The 15434-nt window shown below is 46.3% G+C and carries 10 protein-coding genes and 5 pseudogenes; 7 read left to right on the forward strand and 8 right to left on the reverse strand.

The genetic code is table 11. From position 1 onward, the window contains the following. Window positions 1–260: 260 nt before the first annotated feature. The 8 genes and pseudogenes from JCM10512_RS11605 to argR form a co-directional block, all read right to left on the reverse strand. A pseudogene (locus JCM10512_RS11605) lies at window positions 261–1915 on the reverse strand (AMP-binding protein). A gap of 7 nt (window positions 1916–1922) precedes the next feature. Further along, on the reverse strand, window positions 1923–2477 hold the full coding sequence (locus JCM10512_RS11610) for a helix-turn-helix domain-containing protein (protein WP_044163232.1): 555 nt from the start codon (window positions 2475–2477) through the stop codon (window positions 1923–1925). 121 nt (window positions 2478–2598) lie between these two features. After that, window positions 2599–3371, reverse strand: a pseudogene (proC, locus tag JCM10512_RS11615) (pyrroline-5-carboxylate reductase). Window positions 3372–3505: 134 nt separating this feature from the next. Then, window positions 3506–4627 carry an aspartate aminotransferase family protein gene (locus JCM10512_RS11620; RefSeq protein ID WP_044163235.1) on the reverse strand — a complete coding sequence of 374 codons (1122 nt, stop codon included), beginning with the start codon at window positions 4625–4627 and terminating at the stop codon, window positions 3506–3508. A gap of 21 nt (window positions 4628–4648) precedes the next feature. Continuing rightward, a complete protein-coding gene (gene argC, locus JCM10512_RS11625; RefSeq protein WP_044163237.1) occupies window positions 4649–5620 on the reverse strand; it encodes an N-acetyl-gamma-glutamyl-phosphate reductase in 972 nt (323 codons plus the stop codon). Beyond that, window positions 5617–6825, reverse strand: a complete 1209-nt coding sequence (locus tag JCM10512_RS11630; RefSeq protein ID WP_044163239.1) for an argininosuccinate synthase — start codon at window positions 6823–6825, stop codon at window positions 5617–5619. The genes argC and JCM10512_RS11630 overlap by 4 nt, the downstream gene beginning before the upstream one ends. Window positions 6826–6838: 13 nt before the next feature. After that, a complete protein-coding gene (locus JCM10512_RS11635; RefSeq protein WP_044163241.1) occupies window positions 6839–7417 on the reverse strand; it encodes a GNAT family N-acetyltransferase in 579 nt (192 codons plus the stop codon). Between the two features lie 26 nt (window positions 7418–7443). Next, window positions 7444–7917, reverse strand: a complete 474-nt coding sequence (gene argR, locus JCM10512_RS11640; RefSeq protein WP_044163243.1) for an arginine repressor — start codon at window positions 7915–7917, stop codon at window positions 7444–7446. 33 nt (window positions 7918–7950) lie between these two features. On the opposite strand from argR, the gene JCM10512_RS11645 reads away from it, so the two are divergent. The 7 genes and pseudogenes from JCM10512_RS11645 (at window position 7951) to JCM10512_RS11675 (ending at window position 15430) form a co-directional block, all read left to right on the forward strand. Then, complete coding sequence (locus JCM10512_RS11645; protein WP_044163246.1) at window positions 7951–8208, forward strand: hypothetical protein; 258 nt, start codon at window positions 7951–7953, stop codon at window positions 8206–8208. A gap of 347 nt (window positions 8209–8555) precedes the next feature. Beyond that, on the forward strand, window positions 8556–10013 hold the full coding sequence (gene rhaB / locus JCM10512_RS11650) for a rhamnulokinase (RefSeq protein WP_044163248.1): 1458 nt from the start codon (window positions 8556–8558) through the stop codon (window positions 10011–10013). Window positions 10014–10059: 46 nt separating this feature from the next. After that, entirely contained in the window at window positions 10060–11316 is a 1257-nt protein-coding gene (locus tag JCM10512_RS11655; protein WP_044163250.1) for an L-rhamnose isomerase, read from the forward strand. Between the two features lie 3 nt (window positions 11317–11319). Then, window positions 11320–12334 (forward strand): annotated as a pseudogene (rhaT, locus tag JCM10512_RS11660) (L-rhamnose/proton symporter RhaT). Between the two features lie 14 nt (window positions 12335–12348). Then, window positions 12349–13157: pseudogene (rhaD, locus tag JCM10512_RS11665) on the forward strand (rhamnulose-1-phosphate aldolase). Between the two features lie 81 nt (window positions 13158–13238). Next, window positions 13239–14391: pseudogene (fucO, locus tag JCM10512_RS23080) on the forward strand (lactaldehyde reductase). 139 nt (window positions 14392–14530) lie between these two features. Beyond that, window positions 14531–15430: a helix-turn-helix domain-containing protein gene (locus JCM10512_RS11675; RefSeq protein WP_044163252.1), complete on the forward strand. Its 900-nt coding sequence runs from the start codon at window positions 14531–14533 to the stop codon at window positions 15428–15430. Window positions 15431–15434: the final 4 nt, after the last annotated feature.

Here is a 15434-nt window from a genome sequence, read left to right on the forward strand (position 1 = left end):
GCAACCGGCTTAAACCTAAATATATTAACCTAAAACCAATGAAGCATACTTAGCGACACGCGTCCGGCACATCTTGCCTGTTGACTTGGTCGACTGCAAATTTAAGAGATGTCGTAGAAACGGAATGGCTCATTTGTGTCAGGATAGGTATGCGAATGATTCATTTTACGGTTGAATGTAAATAAGAAGTCCTTCCGAATGGGGTTGTAGCCAATCGGAAGGACTTTCTGTAAAGGTGGATAAGAGAGTTACCCCCTTATTTATTTCTCATCATTTTTCCGAATCTCTACCCGGCGTATTTTACCGCTGATTGTTTTAGGCAGTTCGTCGATGAATTCGATTACGCGAGGATATTTATAAGGAGCCGTTACCTTCTTTACATGATTCTGCAACTCCTTGATCAGTGCTTCTCCGGCACGTGCTTTATAATCCTTGGAAAGAACAATTGTAGCTTTTACTACCTGTCCGCGTATTTCGTCCGGTACTCCGGTGATGGCGCATTCGATTACAGCCGGGTGAGTCATCAAGGCACTTTCTACTTCGAAAGGGCCGATGCGGTAACCGGAACTTTTGATAACATCATCCGAGCGGCCTACAAACCAGAGATAACCGTCTTCGTCTTTCCAGCTACGTCGCCCGTATAATAGATACCGTCGTGCCAAGCGTCATGTGTGCGCTCCGGATCACGGTAGTACTCTTTGAAGAGCCCCAACGGTTTGCTTTTGTCGGTACGGATTACGATTTGTCCCTGTTCACCGGCTTCCACCGAACGCCCTTCCTGGTCAATCAGGTCGACGTCATACTGTGGGTTCGGCAATCCCATACTTCCGGGCTTAGGCTCCATCCACGGCATGGTAGCGATGGTTAAGGTTGTTTCGGTCTGCCCGAAGCCCTCCATCAGTTTAATGCCCGTCAGGTTCTTGAATGTTTCAAATACAGCCGGGTTTAAAGCCTCTCCGGCAATCGTACAGTATTGAAGCGAAGATAGATCGTATTTAGTCAGATCTTCGTGGATTAGGAAACGGAAGATAGTCGGGGGAGCGCAGAGAGACGTGACGCGATAGTCTTGTATTTTCTCCAGAATGTCACCGGGCGCAAACTTTTCATGATCGTATACAAAGATGTTAGCACCGGCTATCCACTGTCCGTAGAGTTTTCCCCAGACAGCTTTTCCCCATCCGGTATCAGCAATGGTGAGGTGCAGGCTTTGTTCGTCCAGATGATGCCAGAGACTACCGGTAACGATATGTCCCAACGGATACGTAAAGTCGTGCGCAACCATCTTCGGCTCGCCGGTAGTACCTGATGTAAAGTACATCAGCGAAATATCATCATTGGTGTTTACGTGCGACGGACGTATGAACGGAGCCGCACTTTCTATTCCTTGATGGAAATCGTCAAACCCTTCCGATATTTCGGGGCCGACACTTACTAATTGTTTAACGCTCGGGCTTTCGGGCATGGCATCGACAATATGTTTGGTGATAACACCTTCGCCTGCCGCGACAATCATTTTGATGTCGGCCGCATTGCAACGATACACAATATCCTTTTTGGTCAGGAGGTGTGTGGCCGGAATAGCCGTAGCCCCGAGTTTGTGCAGGGCAATAATGCTGAACCAGAACTCATACCGGCGTTTGAGAATAAGCATAACCATATCTCCTTGGCCGATGCCCAGGCTTTGAAAGTAAGAGGCTGCCTTATCCGAATACTCTTTCATTTCCGCAAAAGAGAACTGACGGCTTTCTCCTCTGTCATTTGTCCACAGCAATGCTTTCTTATTGGGCTGTTGTTCAGCCCAGACGTCTACAACGTCATATCCGAAGTTGAAATCTTCCGGAACATTCACTTTAAAGTTCTCGACGAAATCCTCTTGTGAGGCGAAAGCAGTTTGTGCTAAAAATTTCTCTACCATAATATAATTACATGATTACTGCCAGAAAGCGTACGGTTTTGCCGTCGAGCGCTTTCATGCCATGTGGAAGTTTTGAATTGAAGAAAAGGCTATCACCTTCATTAAGTATCAGGTTTTTACCATCGATGCTAACAAGCATACGTCCTTCGATAACGAGGTTGAACTCTTGTCCACTATGGCTGTTGAAATGCAGGGGTTCGCTATCCGCCTTCGGCTCTACGGTTACGATAAACGGATCTGCCGAACGGTTTATAAACCCGGCGGCAAGCGACTGGTACTTATATGCTTTGGTACGTTCGATGCTGGTTCCTGTGCCGGCGCGAGTAAGGAAGTAGCTACTCATCTTCGGTTCTTCGCCAAACATTAAAGCGTCTAAAGCTATATCATATTTACGGGCTATCTTTTGCAGCATACTTATGGAAATGTCGTGATTCCCAGATTCAGCAAGCCGATACTCCTCTGCAGAGATGTCACAGCTGCGAGCTATATCTTCTGAACTCAACTCAAGAGCGTCGCGTAGTCCGTGCAGGCGTTCTGCTATTTGTTTAATTTGTTCGTCCATAATTTAACGTTCCCATTCTTATTGATAAGAAGGCTTTTTTATCGTTTAATACTAAATACTATCTTATACGTAAATCAATTCGTGGTTGCGCTTCTTGTATGAAGAACCGCGCACAAGTTATTTACCGGCTCTCTTTCATTGCTTTAATCACAGCAGAAGTGAATCCGGTATGCTCCAGCTCGTTGAGGCCTTTGATGGTGATTCCTCCGGGAGTTGTTACTTTATCGATTTCAACGCTCGGGTGCGTATCATTATTTAAGATCAGAGTTGCTGCGCCTTTTACCGATTGGGCTACCATTTGCATCGCGTCTTTCGGACGGATGCCCATTTCGATTCCCGCCTGCATAGCTGCCTGAATATATTTCAGCACAAAAGCAATCCCGCAGGAGGCGAGGGCAGTAGCCGCTTCCATCTTATCCTCAGGAATAAGCATTGCCATTCCCATCTCGTTGAATAGGCTGAGGATGAAGAGTTCCTGCTCGTTTGTGGTGTTGCGAGAGGCGATTAGTGTCATGCTTTCCTGCTCACTGATAGCCGTATTGGGGATGAGGCGGAACATAGGCATTTCGGGGTCCACAACGTAGTGAGCTAACTGTTCAAAGCTTATCCCGGCGGCTACGGAAATCAGAATCTGCTTGCTCTTGAGCTTCAGTTCGCGTGCGACTGATTCAATTAGCCACGGTTTGACGGAGAGTATCACAATGTCCGCTCCGGCAACGGCATCTGTGTTGCTCTGCGTGGTTGTGATCATGGGGAAGTTAACTTTCAATTCCTTTAACTTGCCCCTGCTGGGGTTCGAAACGATGATGTCTGATTCGGAAATCATGCTTCCTTTTGCTAGTCCGCGGGCGATAGAACCACCCATGTTTCCGGCGCGATAATAGCTATTTTCATATGCGCTTGTTTTGGTGAATTGTTATAGACAAAGGTAACGGTAAATTGTGAAAAAACAAAAAGCAGCCTGTAAGAAATGACTTCTCGGGCAGGCTACTTTTTGAGGTTGGCTGTTTATTAATCAAAAAAGAGGGTTAGAGGACTTTTCTGAACTTAGTCAGGAACTCATCGGCCTCTTCTTTGCGAATGCAAAGGGGAGGTAGCAAGCGAAGTACGTTGGTACCGCTAGCTCCGGTAAATACATGTTCATCGTAAATTAACCGGCTACGCATCTCTTTGATCGGTTTGTCAAACTCCAGGCCGATCATGAGTCCGCAACCGCGAACCTCTTTAATCTCCGGAAACTTCTTGAACTCGTTCAATAGATAATCTCCTATCTTGCGGGCGTTTTGCACCAGGTCTTCTTGTTCAATTACGTCCATCACGGCAAGCGCGGCTGCACAAGCGAGGTGATTGCCACCAAACGTCGTGCCGAGCTGTCCGTATACCGGTGTAAAAATGGGACTGATCAGTACGCCTGCCATTGGGAAACCGTTGCCGATTCCTTTCGCAACCGTGATCAGGTCCGGACGGATGTCAGCGTATTGGTGAGCGAAGAATTTGCCACTCCGTCCATATCCGCTCTGTATCTCGTCCAGTACCAGGATGGTACCCGTTTCCGTACAAGCTTTGCGGAGCTCCTGCATGAATTCCGTTGTCGGAGTCTGAATGCCTCCCACGCCCTGAATGCCTTCAATGATGGCAGCGCAGAACTCACCTCCGGCCAATGCGGTTCTCATGGCTTCGATATCGTTCAGCGGAAGATACGTTACGTGCCCGTTGTCGTTGATCGGGGCAATTATTTTAGGGTTTTGTGTAACCTCTACTGCCAGTGAAGTACGGCCGTGGAACGATTGGTTGAATGAAAGCACTTTGGTGCGTCCGTTGTGGAAAGATGCCAGTTTGAGCGCATTCTCGTTGGCTTCGGCACCGCTATTGATGAGGAATAGCGAATAGTCTTCGTAGCCGGACAATTTACCCAATCGTTCGGCAACTTCCTGTTGAAGCTTATTGATGACCGAGTTAGAGTAGAAGCCAAGCTTGGCTATCTGGTCACTAACCACTTTCACATAGTGAGGATGTGAATGTCCGATGGAAATCACAGCATGTCCTCCGTAAAGGTCGAGGTACTTTGTACCGTTTTCGTCCCATACGTAGCAGCCTTCTCCCTTTACTATGTTTACATTATATAATGGATATACGTCGAATAAATTCATAATACTTTGGTTCGTTTTACGTTAAAATGCACTCGGCTTCAAGCGTAGGCCGATTGTTTCCTCCAGGTTGAACATCAGGTTCATGTTGTGAACCGCTTGTCCACTGGCCCCCTTTAGCAAGTTGTCGATGCAGGAAATAATTAAAAGCTTGTCGCCGTGCTTTTCCAGATGGATGAGGCACTTATTGGTGTTGACCACCTGTTTGAGATCTATGTTCTTGTCCACGATGTGTACAAACGAATCTTTTGCGTAATACTCTTCGTACATACGCGTGATCTCATCGAGCGCCACTTTTGTTTTTACTACCAGCGTGGCGAATATGCCGCGTGCAAAGTCCCCGCGATAGGGGATGAAATCAATCTCCGCATTGAAACTGTTTTGCAACTGCTTCAACGATTGTTTGATTTCCGGCACATGCTGGTGGTCGAATGCTTTATAAACACTCATATTATTATTACGCCAGCTGAAATGAGTAGTGGCTCCGGGTTTAACGCCGGCTCCGGTACTTCCGGTGATTGCATTTACCATGATGTCGTCTTTCAGCATCAGGTGTTTGGCCAGCGGAAGAAGTCCCAACTGAATGCAAGTGGCGAAGCAGCCGGGGTTGGCCACGTATTTGGCGGTGCAAGTGGCCCGGCGATTCAATTCGGGTAACCCATATACAAATTCGTGCTCATCGTCGCTTTTCAGGCGATAGTCCATCGATAGGTCGATGATTCTGAGATTTTCCGGTAAGTTATGGCTCTCTATGAATTTCTTGGTATCGCCATGAGCGGTACAGAAGAAAAGCACGTCGATGCTGTCCAATGGGAGTTCGTCGGTGAATACCAAATCCGTTTCTCCATATAACCCTCCGTGTACATCGGTAATTTTATTGCCTGCGTTGCTGTTGCTGTTGATAAATACGATTTCAGTTTCGGGATGGTTGATCAGCAAGCGAATTAATTCGCCCGCTGTGTATCCGGCTCCACCGATGATTCCTGCTTTAATCATATCTCTTCGTCCTTATGGTTATTGTAGTAAACACGTAGCGGTGTGGAAGTAACCTTGATAAAGCCCTTGGCATCTTCGGCAGTCCATCCCTTTTGCATCTCACCATATTCACCGAATTTGGTTTTCACGAGGTCGTCTTCCGATTCTACCCCTATGGTAGAGAAAGAAAGAGGGCGCAGTTCCAGAATAACGGTTCCGTTGACGTTACGCTGACTCTCTTGAAGCATGGCTTCGATGTCGCGCATCACCGGTTCCAGGTATTGGCTCTCATGAAGGAACATACCGTACCAATTGGCCACCTGGTCTTTCCAATATTGCTGCCATTTGCTTAATGTGTATTTTTCGAGGAAGCGGTGTGCGCCGATGATCAACATCGGGGCGGCAGCTTCGAAGCCTACCCGGCCTTTGATTCCGATAATCGTGTCACCTACGTGCATATCACGTCCGATGCCGTATGCGGCGCCAATCTCTTCTACCTTTTGGATAGCTTCGATCGGATCGTCAAATGTGGTATCGTTGACAGCCTTTAGTTCGCCTTTTTCGAAAGTCAGGCGTAGCTGTTCGGTTCCTTCCTTTTCTACATGCTTCAGGTAGGCGGTTTCGGGCAATCCCTGAGCCGAGTCGAGTATCTCACCTCCGCAGATAGAGGTACCCCATAAGCCTACGTTATAGGAGTATTTCAGCTTGGCGAAATCGGCGCTGAAACCATGTTTGTTCAGGTAATCTATTTCGTCCTGGCGAGTTAGCGCCATGTCGCGAGTCAGTGTTATGATCTCTACGTTTGGTGCCAGTACAAGGAAGGTCATGTCGAAGCGGATCTGGTCGTTGCCGGCTCCTGTGGAACCATGAGCGATGGCGTCAGCTCCGATTTCATTGGCGTAGCGCGCAATGGATAATGCCTGAAAGATACGTTCCGAACTCACGGAAACGGGGTAGGTACCGTTACGGAGTACATTACCGTAGACCATGTATTTGAGACTTTTCTCGTAATATTCCTGTGTAACGTCGAGCGTTACATATTTTACCGCTCCTAGTTTATAGGCATTTTCTTCATTCGTTTTCAGCTGTTCTTCGCTGAAGCCGCCGGTGTTGGCGCAAGCTGCATATACTTCATAGCCCTTTTCTTTGGCGAGGTACATGACGGTGAACGATGTATCCAATCCACCACTGAATGCTACCACTACTTTTTTCTTTTTTCCGTCCATAGTGCTGTATATATTAAATGTTATTATTCTCTTGTTCTTTTTTACGATTTCGGGGATCTTCCGGATCATATAGCATGGCTGTGCAGATGCAGAATTTACGATTCTTGGCTACCAATATGTCGTGGTTGGTGCATCCCTCGCATCCTTTCCAAAAAGCTTCATCATCTGTAAGCTCGTTGAAAGTCACAGGTACATAACCTAGTTCGGTATTCATTTTCATCACAGCAGCCCCCGAAGTTAAGCTAAATATTTTAGCTCTCGGCCATCGAAGCCGTGCTAATTGAAATGAAGCTTGTTTGATGCGTTTGGCCAATCCCGCTCCTCGGAAGTCGGGATGCACAATCAGACCGGAGGTTGCCACATATTGCTTGTTTCCCCACGACTCGATATAGGTAAAGCCGGCGAAGGTATCGCCACTCAGGGCGATGATTGCTTTGCCTTCTCTCATTTTGGTTGCCACATACTCATGCGTGCGTTCGGCGATCCCGGTTCCACGTACGGCCGCTGCTTTTCTGATTGTGTCCAAAATAGTGTCAACATAAACCTCATGTGAGGCGTCGGCTACCATAACATCTATTTGCTGAGTATCCATTTTTTTACTAACTAATCTAAATAGGTTTATTGTATGTTGGGAATGATAAATGAAAGAAAATTGCGTACCGCAGTCGACGAAACTCCTTCACGTAGCACCAGCATGATCGTATCATCACCGGCAATTGTTCCTAATATATCACTGTATTCGTGGTTGTCGATGTCGTAAGCCATGCTACTGGCGTATCCCGGACGCGTACGGATTACTGCGATATTGCCCGAAAACTGGAGAGAGATAAAGCCGTGATTGACCAACATCTCGCGGGTACTTTGGTCGTTCGGACGTTTGTACATGATGTTGTTTGGCAATACATATACGTATTTCCCACTCATGCTGGCAGCTTTAGCTACTTTGAGTTGTTTCAGATCGCGCGAAAGAGTAGCTTGCGTTAGTTCGAAGCCTTCGCGGTTCAACTCTTGCAACAGTTCTTCTTGAGAGCCTATTTCCTTGCTGGAGATAATCATTTTGATGGCGTCTAACCGGTTTGCTTTTTTCTTCATTTTGTATAATTATTCTGAAAGAGCTGCAAAAGTATGCATAATTTTGGAGAAACATGCATAAAAACAAGCTTTCTTTGCATAAAAGCGAAAAAAACATTCGGAGAGGGCAGTTCCGCTTATTTATTTTATGAGGATGCTTTGTTTTGTGAATGGCCTGTGATGGAGTTTGGCGATTCGGGAATGATATACGGTATTGCTCCCGCATGCCTTTTTCTCTTCTTCCTGCTGCATTCGTTTGTTAGCTCGCTTGCTGCTATTTATTCGTATGACTATAGTTATACGAAAGAGTAACTACAGTCATACGCAAGAGACACTATAGTCATACGAAAGGGAGACTATAGTTATACGAAATAATAAAGGCAATGGCGCTGAATAATTAGTGCATCGGAGAGAGATAAACGCTGCGATGGAAGGCGTTATCTGTTAAAACAGATGCCCGGGCTTCCCGATACCGGAGGCTCGGTGTAGGCTGGAATTAGAACATTTCATTTATTTAACTCCTTGTGTTTCATAGGATATGGTATCTTTGTGTCAAAATGCACACCCTTTCTATCAAAATGAATAAGGAAAAGGGGGATAGAATAGCCTATCTTTGCCATGTAGGTAAATGTATACCTTAAACATATAGACAGAATACCATGAAACAAAACTTTTTCGCAGTCGACTTGGGCGCAACGAGCGGCCGTACCATCTTAGGATCTTTCATTGAAGGAGGATTGAATCTGGAAGAGATCAACCGCTTTCCAAACCATCTGATCGAAGTCGGCGGACATTTCTACTGGGATATTTACGCATTATATAGTCACATCATTGACGGGTTGAAGCTGGTAGCTCACCGTGGTGAATCCATCGCTTCCATCGGTATTGATACCTGGGGAGTCGATTTTGTTTGTGTCGGAAAAGATGGCAATCTGCTTCGCCAACCTTACGCATACCGTGACCCGCATACCGTGGGAGCACCGGAAGCGTTCTTTGCCCGGATCTCACGTAGCGAAGTTTATGGAAAAACGGGTATACAGGTGATGAATTTTAATTCACTATTTCAGTTAGATACCCTGCGCCGCAATAATGACAGTGCGTTGGAAGCGGCCGATAAGATATTGTTTATGCCGGACGCGTTGAGCTATATGCTCACTGGAAACATGGTGACTGAATATACCATCGCTTCGACTGCGCAAATGGTGAATGCACAGACTCAGCGTTTGGATCCATCCTTGCTGGAAGCGGTAGGACTGTCGGAAGAGAACTTCGGACGCTTCGTCTTTCCGGGAGAAAAGGTTGGCGTGCTGACTGAAGAAGTACAAAAGATAACCGGGCTGGGTGCAATCCCTGTGATTGCGGTAGCCGGACATGATACCGGATCGGCTGTTGCCGCTGTGCCTGCGCTCGATCGCAACTTTGCGTATTTAAGTAGCGGTACTTGGTCCTTGATGGGTGTTGAAACAGACGCTCCTGTGATCAACGCGGAAACGGAGGCTCTCAACTTTACGAATGAAGGCGGCGTAGAAGGAACCATCCGTCTACTGAAAAACATTTGCGGTATGTGGCTGTTGGAGCGTTGCCGTCTGAAATGGACGGAGGCAAGCTATCCTGAATTGATCAGTGAAGCCGATTCCTGCGAACCGTTCCGTAGCCTGATTAATCCGGATGATACTTGTTTTGCCAATCCCGCGGATATGGAGAAAGCAATTATGGACTATTGCCGGGCTACCGGACAATCGGTCCCGGAGAAACGTGGACAGATCGTACGCTGTATCTTCGAAAGTCTGGCTTTGCGCTATCGGCAGGTGTTGGAGAACTTGCGGGCACTTTCTCCCCGGCCTATTGAAACGCTGCACGTGATTGGCGGAGGTAGCCGCAACGATTTGCTCAATCAGTTTACGGCCAATGCAATCGGTATTCCGGTTGTTGCAGGACCGTCCGAAGCAACTGCTATCGGTAATGTGATGATTCAGGCAATGGCGGCAGGCGAAGCGACCGATGTTGCCGGCATGCGTCAGCTGATTAATCGTTCGATCCCACTGAAAACTTATCACCCGCAGGATACCGAGGCTTGGGATACAGCTTATATCCACTTTAAAAACTGTATTCGATAATAAAATATATAACCGAAATAATATTAATTTTAAAGATTAGAATATCATGAAGAAAGAAGAAATGATTCAGAAAGCGTATGAGATTGCTGTGGAGCGTTATGCAGCCATAGGTGTTGACACTGAAAAAGTGTTGGAGACTATGCAGGACTTCCACTTGTCACTTCATTGCTGGCAGGCTGACGATGTAACAGGTTTTGAGGTACAAGCCGGTGCATTGACCGGAGGAATACAGGCTACCGGTAACTATCCGGGCAAAGCTCGTAACATTGAGGAACTGCGTGCTGACATTTTAAAAGCAGCTTCTTACATTCCGGGTACTCACCGTTTGAACCTGCACGAAATCTATGGTGATTTCCAAGGCAAGGTAGTAGACCGCGACCAAGTAGAACCCGAACATTTCAAAAGCTGGATCGAATGGGGTAAAGAGAACAACATGAAGCTTGATTTCAACTCTACTTCTTTCTCACATCCGAAATCTGGTGATTTATCACTGTCTAACCCCGACGAAGGCATCCGCCAATTCTGGATCGAGCATACAAAACGCTGTCGTGCTGTAGCCGAAGAGATGGGTAAGGCACAAGGTGATCCTTGTATCATGAATCTTTGGGTACATGACGGAAGCAAGGACCTTACTGTAAATCGTATGAAATACCGTGCGTTGCTGAAAGATTCTTTGGATCAGATCTTCGCTACCGAATATAAGAATATGAAAGACTGTATCGAATCGAAAGTATTTGGTATCGGTTTGGAAAGCTATACCGTTGGTTCGAACGACTTCTACATCGGTTATGGCGCTTCTCGCAACAAGATGGTTACACTGGATACCGGTCACTTCCATCCGACAGAAAGCGTAGCCGACAAAGTTTCTTCACTGTTGCTTTATGTTCCTGAACTGATGTTGCACGTAAGCCGTCCGGTTCGTTGGGACTCAGACCACGTTACAATCATGGATGATCCGACACTGGAACTGTTCAGCGAAATCGTTCGTTGCAATGCTTTAGATCGCGTACATTATGGCCTTGACTACTTCGATGCTTCTATCAACCGTATCGGTGCTTATGTAATCGGTAGCCGTGCTGCTCAGAAGAGCATGACTCGTGCTTTGCTTGAACCGATCGTTAAACTGCGCGAATACGAAGCAAACGGACAAGGTTTCCAACGTCTGGCGTTGCTTGAAGAAGCTAAAGCACTTCCTTGGAATGCCGTATGGGATATGTATTGCTTGAAGAACAATGTTCCGGTAGGTGAAGATTTTATTGCGGAAATTGAGAAATACGAAGCCGATGTCACTTCTAAACGATAAGATATGGACATTCTAATAGGCTTGTTGATTATAGCTATCGGTAGCTTTTGCCAGTCCAGCTCGTATGTACCTATTAATAAGGTAAAGGAGTGGAACTGGGAAAGCTTCTGGTTGACACAAGGTGTATTTGCCTGGTTAGTGTTCCCGTTCCTGGGATCACTACTGGGAGTACCCCAGGGGAGCAGTTTGCTCGAACTATGGGGATCGGGAGGTGCTGGAATGAGCATCTTTTATGGTATATTGTGGGGAGTAGGCGGATTGACTTTCGGACTCTCTATGCGTTACCTCGGCGTTGCGTTGGGACAGAGTATCTCTTTGGGAACCTGTGCCGGTTTCGGAACGCTTCTTCCGGCTCTCTTTGGCGGAACTAACCTGTTCGAAGGTGACGGCTTGACTTTGCTGCTCGGTGTTTGTATCACCTTGCAGGTATCGCCATTATTGCTATGCCGGTAGTCTGCGTGCGAAGAACATGAGCGAAGAAGAGAAACGTGCTGCCGTAAAAGATTTTGCGTTGACCAAAGGTTTACTCGTAGCTCTGCTTGCCGGTGTGATGAGTGCTTGCTTCGCACTGGGACTTGACGCCGGAACCCCGATTAAAGAAGCTGCTCTGGCAGGTGGCGTTGAAGGTTTGTATGCCGGTCTTCCTGTAATCTTCCTGGTTACGGTGGGCGGATTCCTGACCAATGCGGTTTACTGCTTGCAGCAGAATGTAGCCAACAAATCAATGGGTGACTACGCGAAAGGAAAAGTATGGGGAAATAATTTATTGTTCTGCGCATTGGCTGGAGGTTTGTGGTATATGCAATTCTTCGGACTGGAGATGGGCAAGAGCTTCCTCACCGGCAATCCGGTACTTTTGGCTTTCTCTTGGTGTATCCTGATGGCGCTGAATGTAACATTTAGCAATGTATGGGGGATTATCCTGAAAGAGTGGAAGGGCGTTTCTACCAAGACAATCGTTGTATTGCTTAGCGGATTGCTAGTCCTGATCTTCTCACTGGTTTTCCCAAACCTGTAATTAAATAAATAGATATGAAATCAATTTTAGAAAATCGTCCGGGACTAGCCAAAGAAGTGAATAAAGTAGCGGAAGTTGCCGGCTACTTGTGGCAAAAAGGATGGGCGGAACGCAATGGTGGAAACATAACCGTTAATATCACTGAGTTTGTGGATGAAGAGATACGCCAACTGGCACCGATCAGTGAGGTGAAATCTATCGGAACCACACTTCCTCATCTGAAAGGCTGTTATTTCTATTGCAAGGGAACCAACAAACGTATGCGTGACCTGGCTCGCTGGCCGATGGAAAACGGTTCGGTAATTCGTATTCTGGACGACTGCGCCAGCTATGTGATCATCGCCGACCAACCGGTTGCTCCTACTTCCGAACTCCCTTCACACTTGAGCGTACACAATAATCTGATCGCTAAAGGTTCTCCTTATAAAGCGTCTGTTCATACGCATCCGATCGAACTGATTGCCATGACACATTGTAAAGCGTTCTTGGGAAAAGATGTAGCTTCCAATTTATTGTGGAGCATGATTCCCGAAACGAAAGCATTTTGTCCGCTTGGCCTGGGAATTATCCCTTACGAACTGCCTAGTTCGGTGAAATTGGCTGAAGCAACCATCAAAGAGTTGGAAGAATATGACGTTGTCATGTGGGAAAAACACGGCGTGTTTGCCATAGACTGCGATGCGATGCAAGCTTTTGACCAGATCGATGTGCTCAATAAATCGGCTTTGATTTATATTGCTGCTAAGAATATGGCTTCGAACCCGACGGAATGTCTCAGGAACAGATGAAGGAGATGAGTGTCGCCTTCAACCTGCCTAAATAATAGAACAATTTATATTCAACTGCCGTAACAGACTTGTGTAAAGAGAATGTTACGGCAGTTTTTAAAACTCATGTTATCCTTATGAACCGCATTATTCTGAACGAAACTTCTTACTTTGGTGCCGGATGCAGAAGCGTAATTGCTGTAGAAGCTTCCCGCCGTGGCTTTAAAAAAGCTTTTTTGTAACCGACAAAGATCTTATTAAATTTGGTGTGGCTGCCGAAATTGTGAAAGTATTTGATGATAACCAAATCCCTTACGAACTATTTAGTGATGTAAAAGCCAATCCGACCATTGCCAATGTGCAAAGCGGAGTAGCTGCTTACAAGGCTTCCGGTGCCGACTTTATCGTGGCGCTGGGTGGAGGCTCTGCCATTGATACGGCTAAGGGAATCGGTATTGTGGTTAACAACCCCGATTTCGCTGATGTGAAATCGTTGGAAGGTGTAGCCGATACCAAACATAAGGCTGTGCCTACTTTTGCACTGCTACTACTGCCGGAACAGCGGCTGAGGTAACCATCAATTACGTGATTATTGATGAAGAAGCCCGTAAGAAAATGGTATGTGTAGACCCGAACGATATCCCTGCTGTAGCGATTGTCGATCCGGAATTGATGTACTCGATGCCGAAAGGACTGACTGCGGCTACCGGTATGGATGCGCTGACTCATGCGATCGAGAGTTATATCACTCCGGGAGCTTGGGTAATGAGCGATATGTTCGAACTGAAAGCGATTGAAATGATTGCCCAGAATCTGAAAGCGGCAGTTGATAACGGCAAAGATGTAGCTGCGCGCGAAGCAATGTCGCAAGCACAATATATCGCCGGTATGGGATTCTCGAATGTAGGTTTGGGAATTGTCCATTCCATGGCTCATCCGTTGGGTGCTTTCTATGATACTCCGCACGGTGTGGCTAACGCTTTGTTGCTGCCTTACGTGATGGAATACAATGCCGCATCTCCCGCTGCTCCTAAATACATCCAGATTGCCAAAGCAATGGGTGTGAATACGGATGGCATGAGTGAAGCAGAAGGCGTACAGGCTGCTATTGAAGCTGTTAAAGCTTTATCGCTGAGCGTGGGTATTCCGCAGAAACTGCATGAGATCAACGTGAAAGAAGAAGATATTCCGGCATTGTCAGTGGCTGCATTCAACGATGTATGTACAGGCGGTAATCCGCGTCCGACATCGGTTGCAGATATTGAAGCATTGTATCGGAAAGCTCTCTGAAATCCTATTGCATAAAGTTTATATAGTGACATCCGGGCGTACCTCAAAGCGGGTAGCGGATGTTTTTTGTGTTTTAGCGTGTGTATTATGAAAATAATATCTATTTTTGTTCATTTCAACGCCATGAAAGCACGCTTATATGACTGAAGACAACAACGTAGGATTAGAATTTAAATACCTGATCGTGAACGATATGGACCGTAAGTTCGGTCTGTGGGTGAATGCGGTTGGCTATCAGTCTATACCTCCCGACTCTCCCTATCCGTTGAAAAACCACCCTTCGGGTTACTTCTTTAATGCAGACAAGGGCCGCGTGTTGCGTGAATATCAATTGGTTTATATTACGAAAGGCCGGGGACTGTTTTCTTCGGACTCTACACTGGAAAAGCAGGTCTGTAAAGGCCGGCTAATTGTACTGTTTCCCGGACAATGGCATACATATACTCCGCTTCGACAGACCGGATGGACCGAATATTATATCGGATTTGAAGGCCCCATTATGGATGCTATCGTACGCGATTCTTTCTTATCTTTGGAGCAACAAATACTGGAAATCGGGATAAATGAAGAACTTACGTCTTTATTTCTTCGGGCAATTGAAGTGGCCGAAGCCGATAAAATCTCGGCTCAGCAATATCTCTCAGGCATCCTTTTGCACATGATCGGACTCATCCTGACTGTATCTAAAAATAAGGTTTATGAGATAAGTGATGTTGATCAGAAAATCGAACAGGCTAAAATCATAATGAATGAAAATGTGGCTGGGTCGATTGATCCGGAAGAGTTGGCGATGCGCTTAAATATCAGTTATTCCTGGTTTCGCCGTGTATTCAAAGACTACACCGGTTATGCGCCTGCCAAATATTTTCAGGAGCTAAAACTTCGTAAAGCTAAACAATTGTTGGTTGGTACTTCGCAGTCGGTTAAAGAGATTGCTTTTACATTAGGTTATCAATCAACGGAATACTTCTTCTCTTTCTTCAAGAAACGGACCGGACTTACACCTTTGGAATATCGCTCTTTCGGGCGGGAAGAATAGAAAG

The organism is Bacteroides reticulotermitis JCM 10512 (assembly GCF_000517545.1).
GTDB classification, from domain to species: Bacteria; Bacteroidota; Bacteroidia; order Bacteroidales; family Bacteroidaceae; genus Bacteroides; species Bacteroides reticulotermitis.

Coding starts and splice junctions, on each gene's coding strand:
- JCM10512_RS11620 (WP_044163235.1), bottom strand. CDS start 4,627: ATGAATTTATTCGACGTATATCCATTATATAATGTAAACATAGTAAAG.
- JCM10512_RS11610 (WP_044163232.1), bottom strand. CDS start 2,477: ATGGACGAACAAATTAAACAAATAGCAGAACGCCTGCACGGACTACGC.
- JCM10512_RS11645 (WP_044163246.1), top strand. CDS start 7,951: ATGCATAATTTTGGAGAAACATGCATAAAAACAAGCTTTCTTTGCATA.
- rhaB (WP_044163248.1), top strand. CDS start 8,556: ATGAAACAAAACTTTTTCGCAGTCGACTTGGGCGCAACGAGCGGCCGT.
- JCM10512_RS11635 (WP_044163241.1), bottom strand. CDS start 7,417: ATGGATACTCAGCAAATAGATGTTATGGTAGCCGACGCCTCACATGAG.
- JCM10512_RS11655 (WP_044163250.1), top strand. CDS start 10,060: ATGAAGAAAGAAGAAATGATTCAGAAAGCGTATGAGATTGCTGTGGAG.
- JCM10512_RS11630 (WP_044163239.1), bottom strand. CDS start 6,825: ATGGACGGAAAAAAGAAAAAAGTAGTGGTAGCATTCAGTGGTGGATTG.
- JCM10512_RS11675 (WP_044163252.1), top strand. CDS start 14,531: ATGACTGAAGACAACAACGTAGGATTAGAATTTAAATACCTGATCGTG.
- argR (WP_044163243.1), bottom strand. CDS start 7,917: ATGAAGAAAAAAGCAAACCGGTTAGACGCCATCAAAATGATTATCTCC.
- argC (WP_044163237.1), bottom strand. CDS start 5,620: ATGATTAAAGCAGGAATCATCGGTGGAGCCGGATACACAGCGGGCGAA.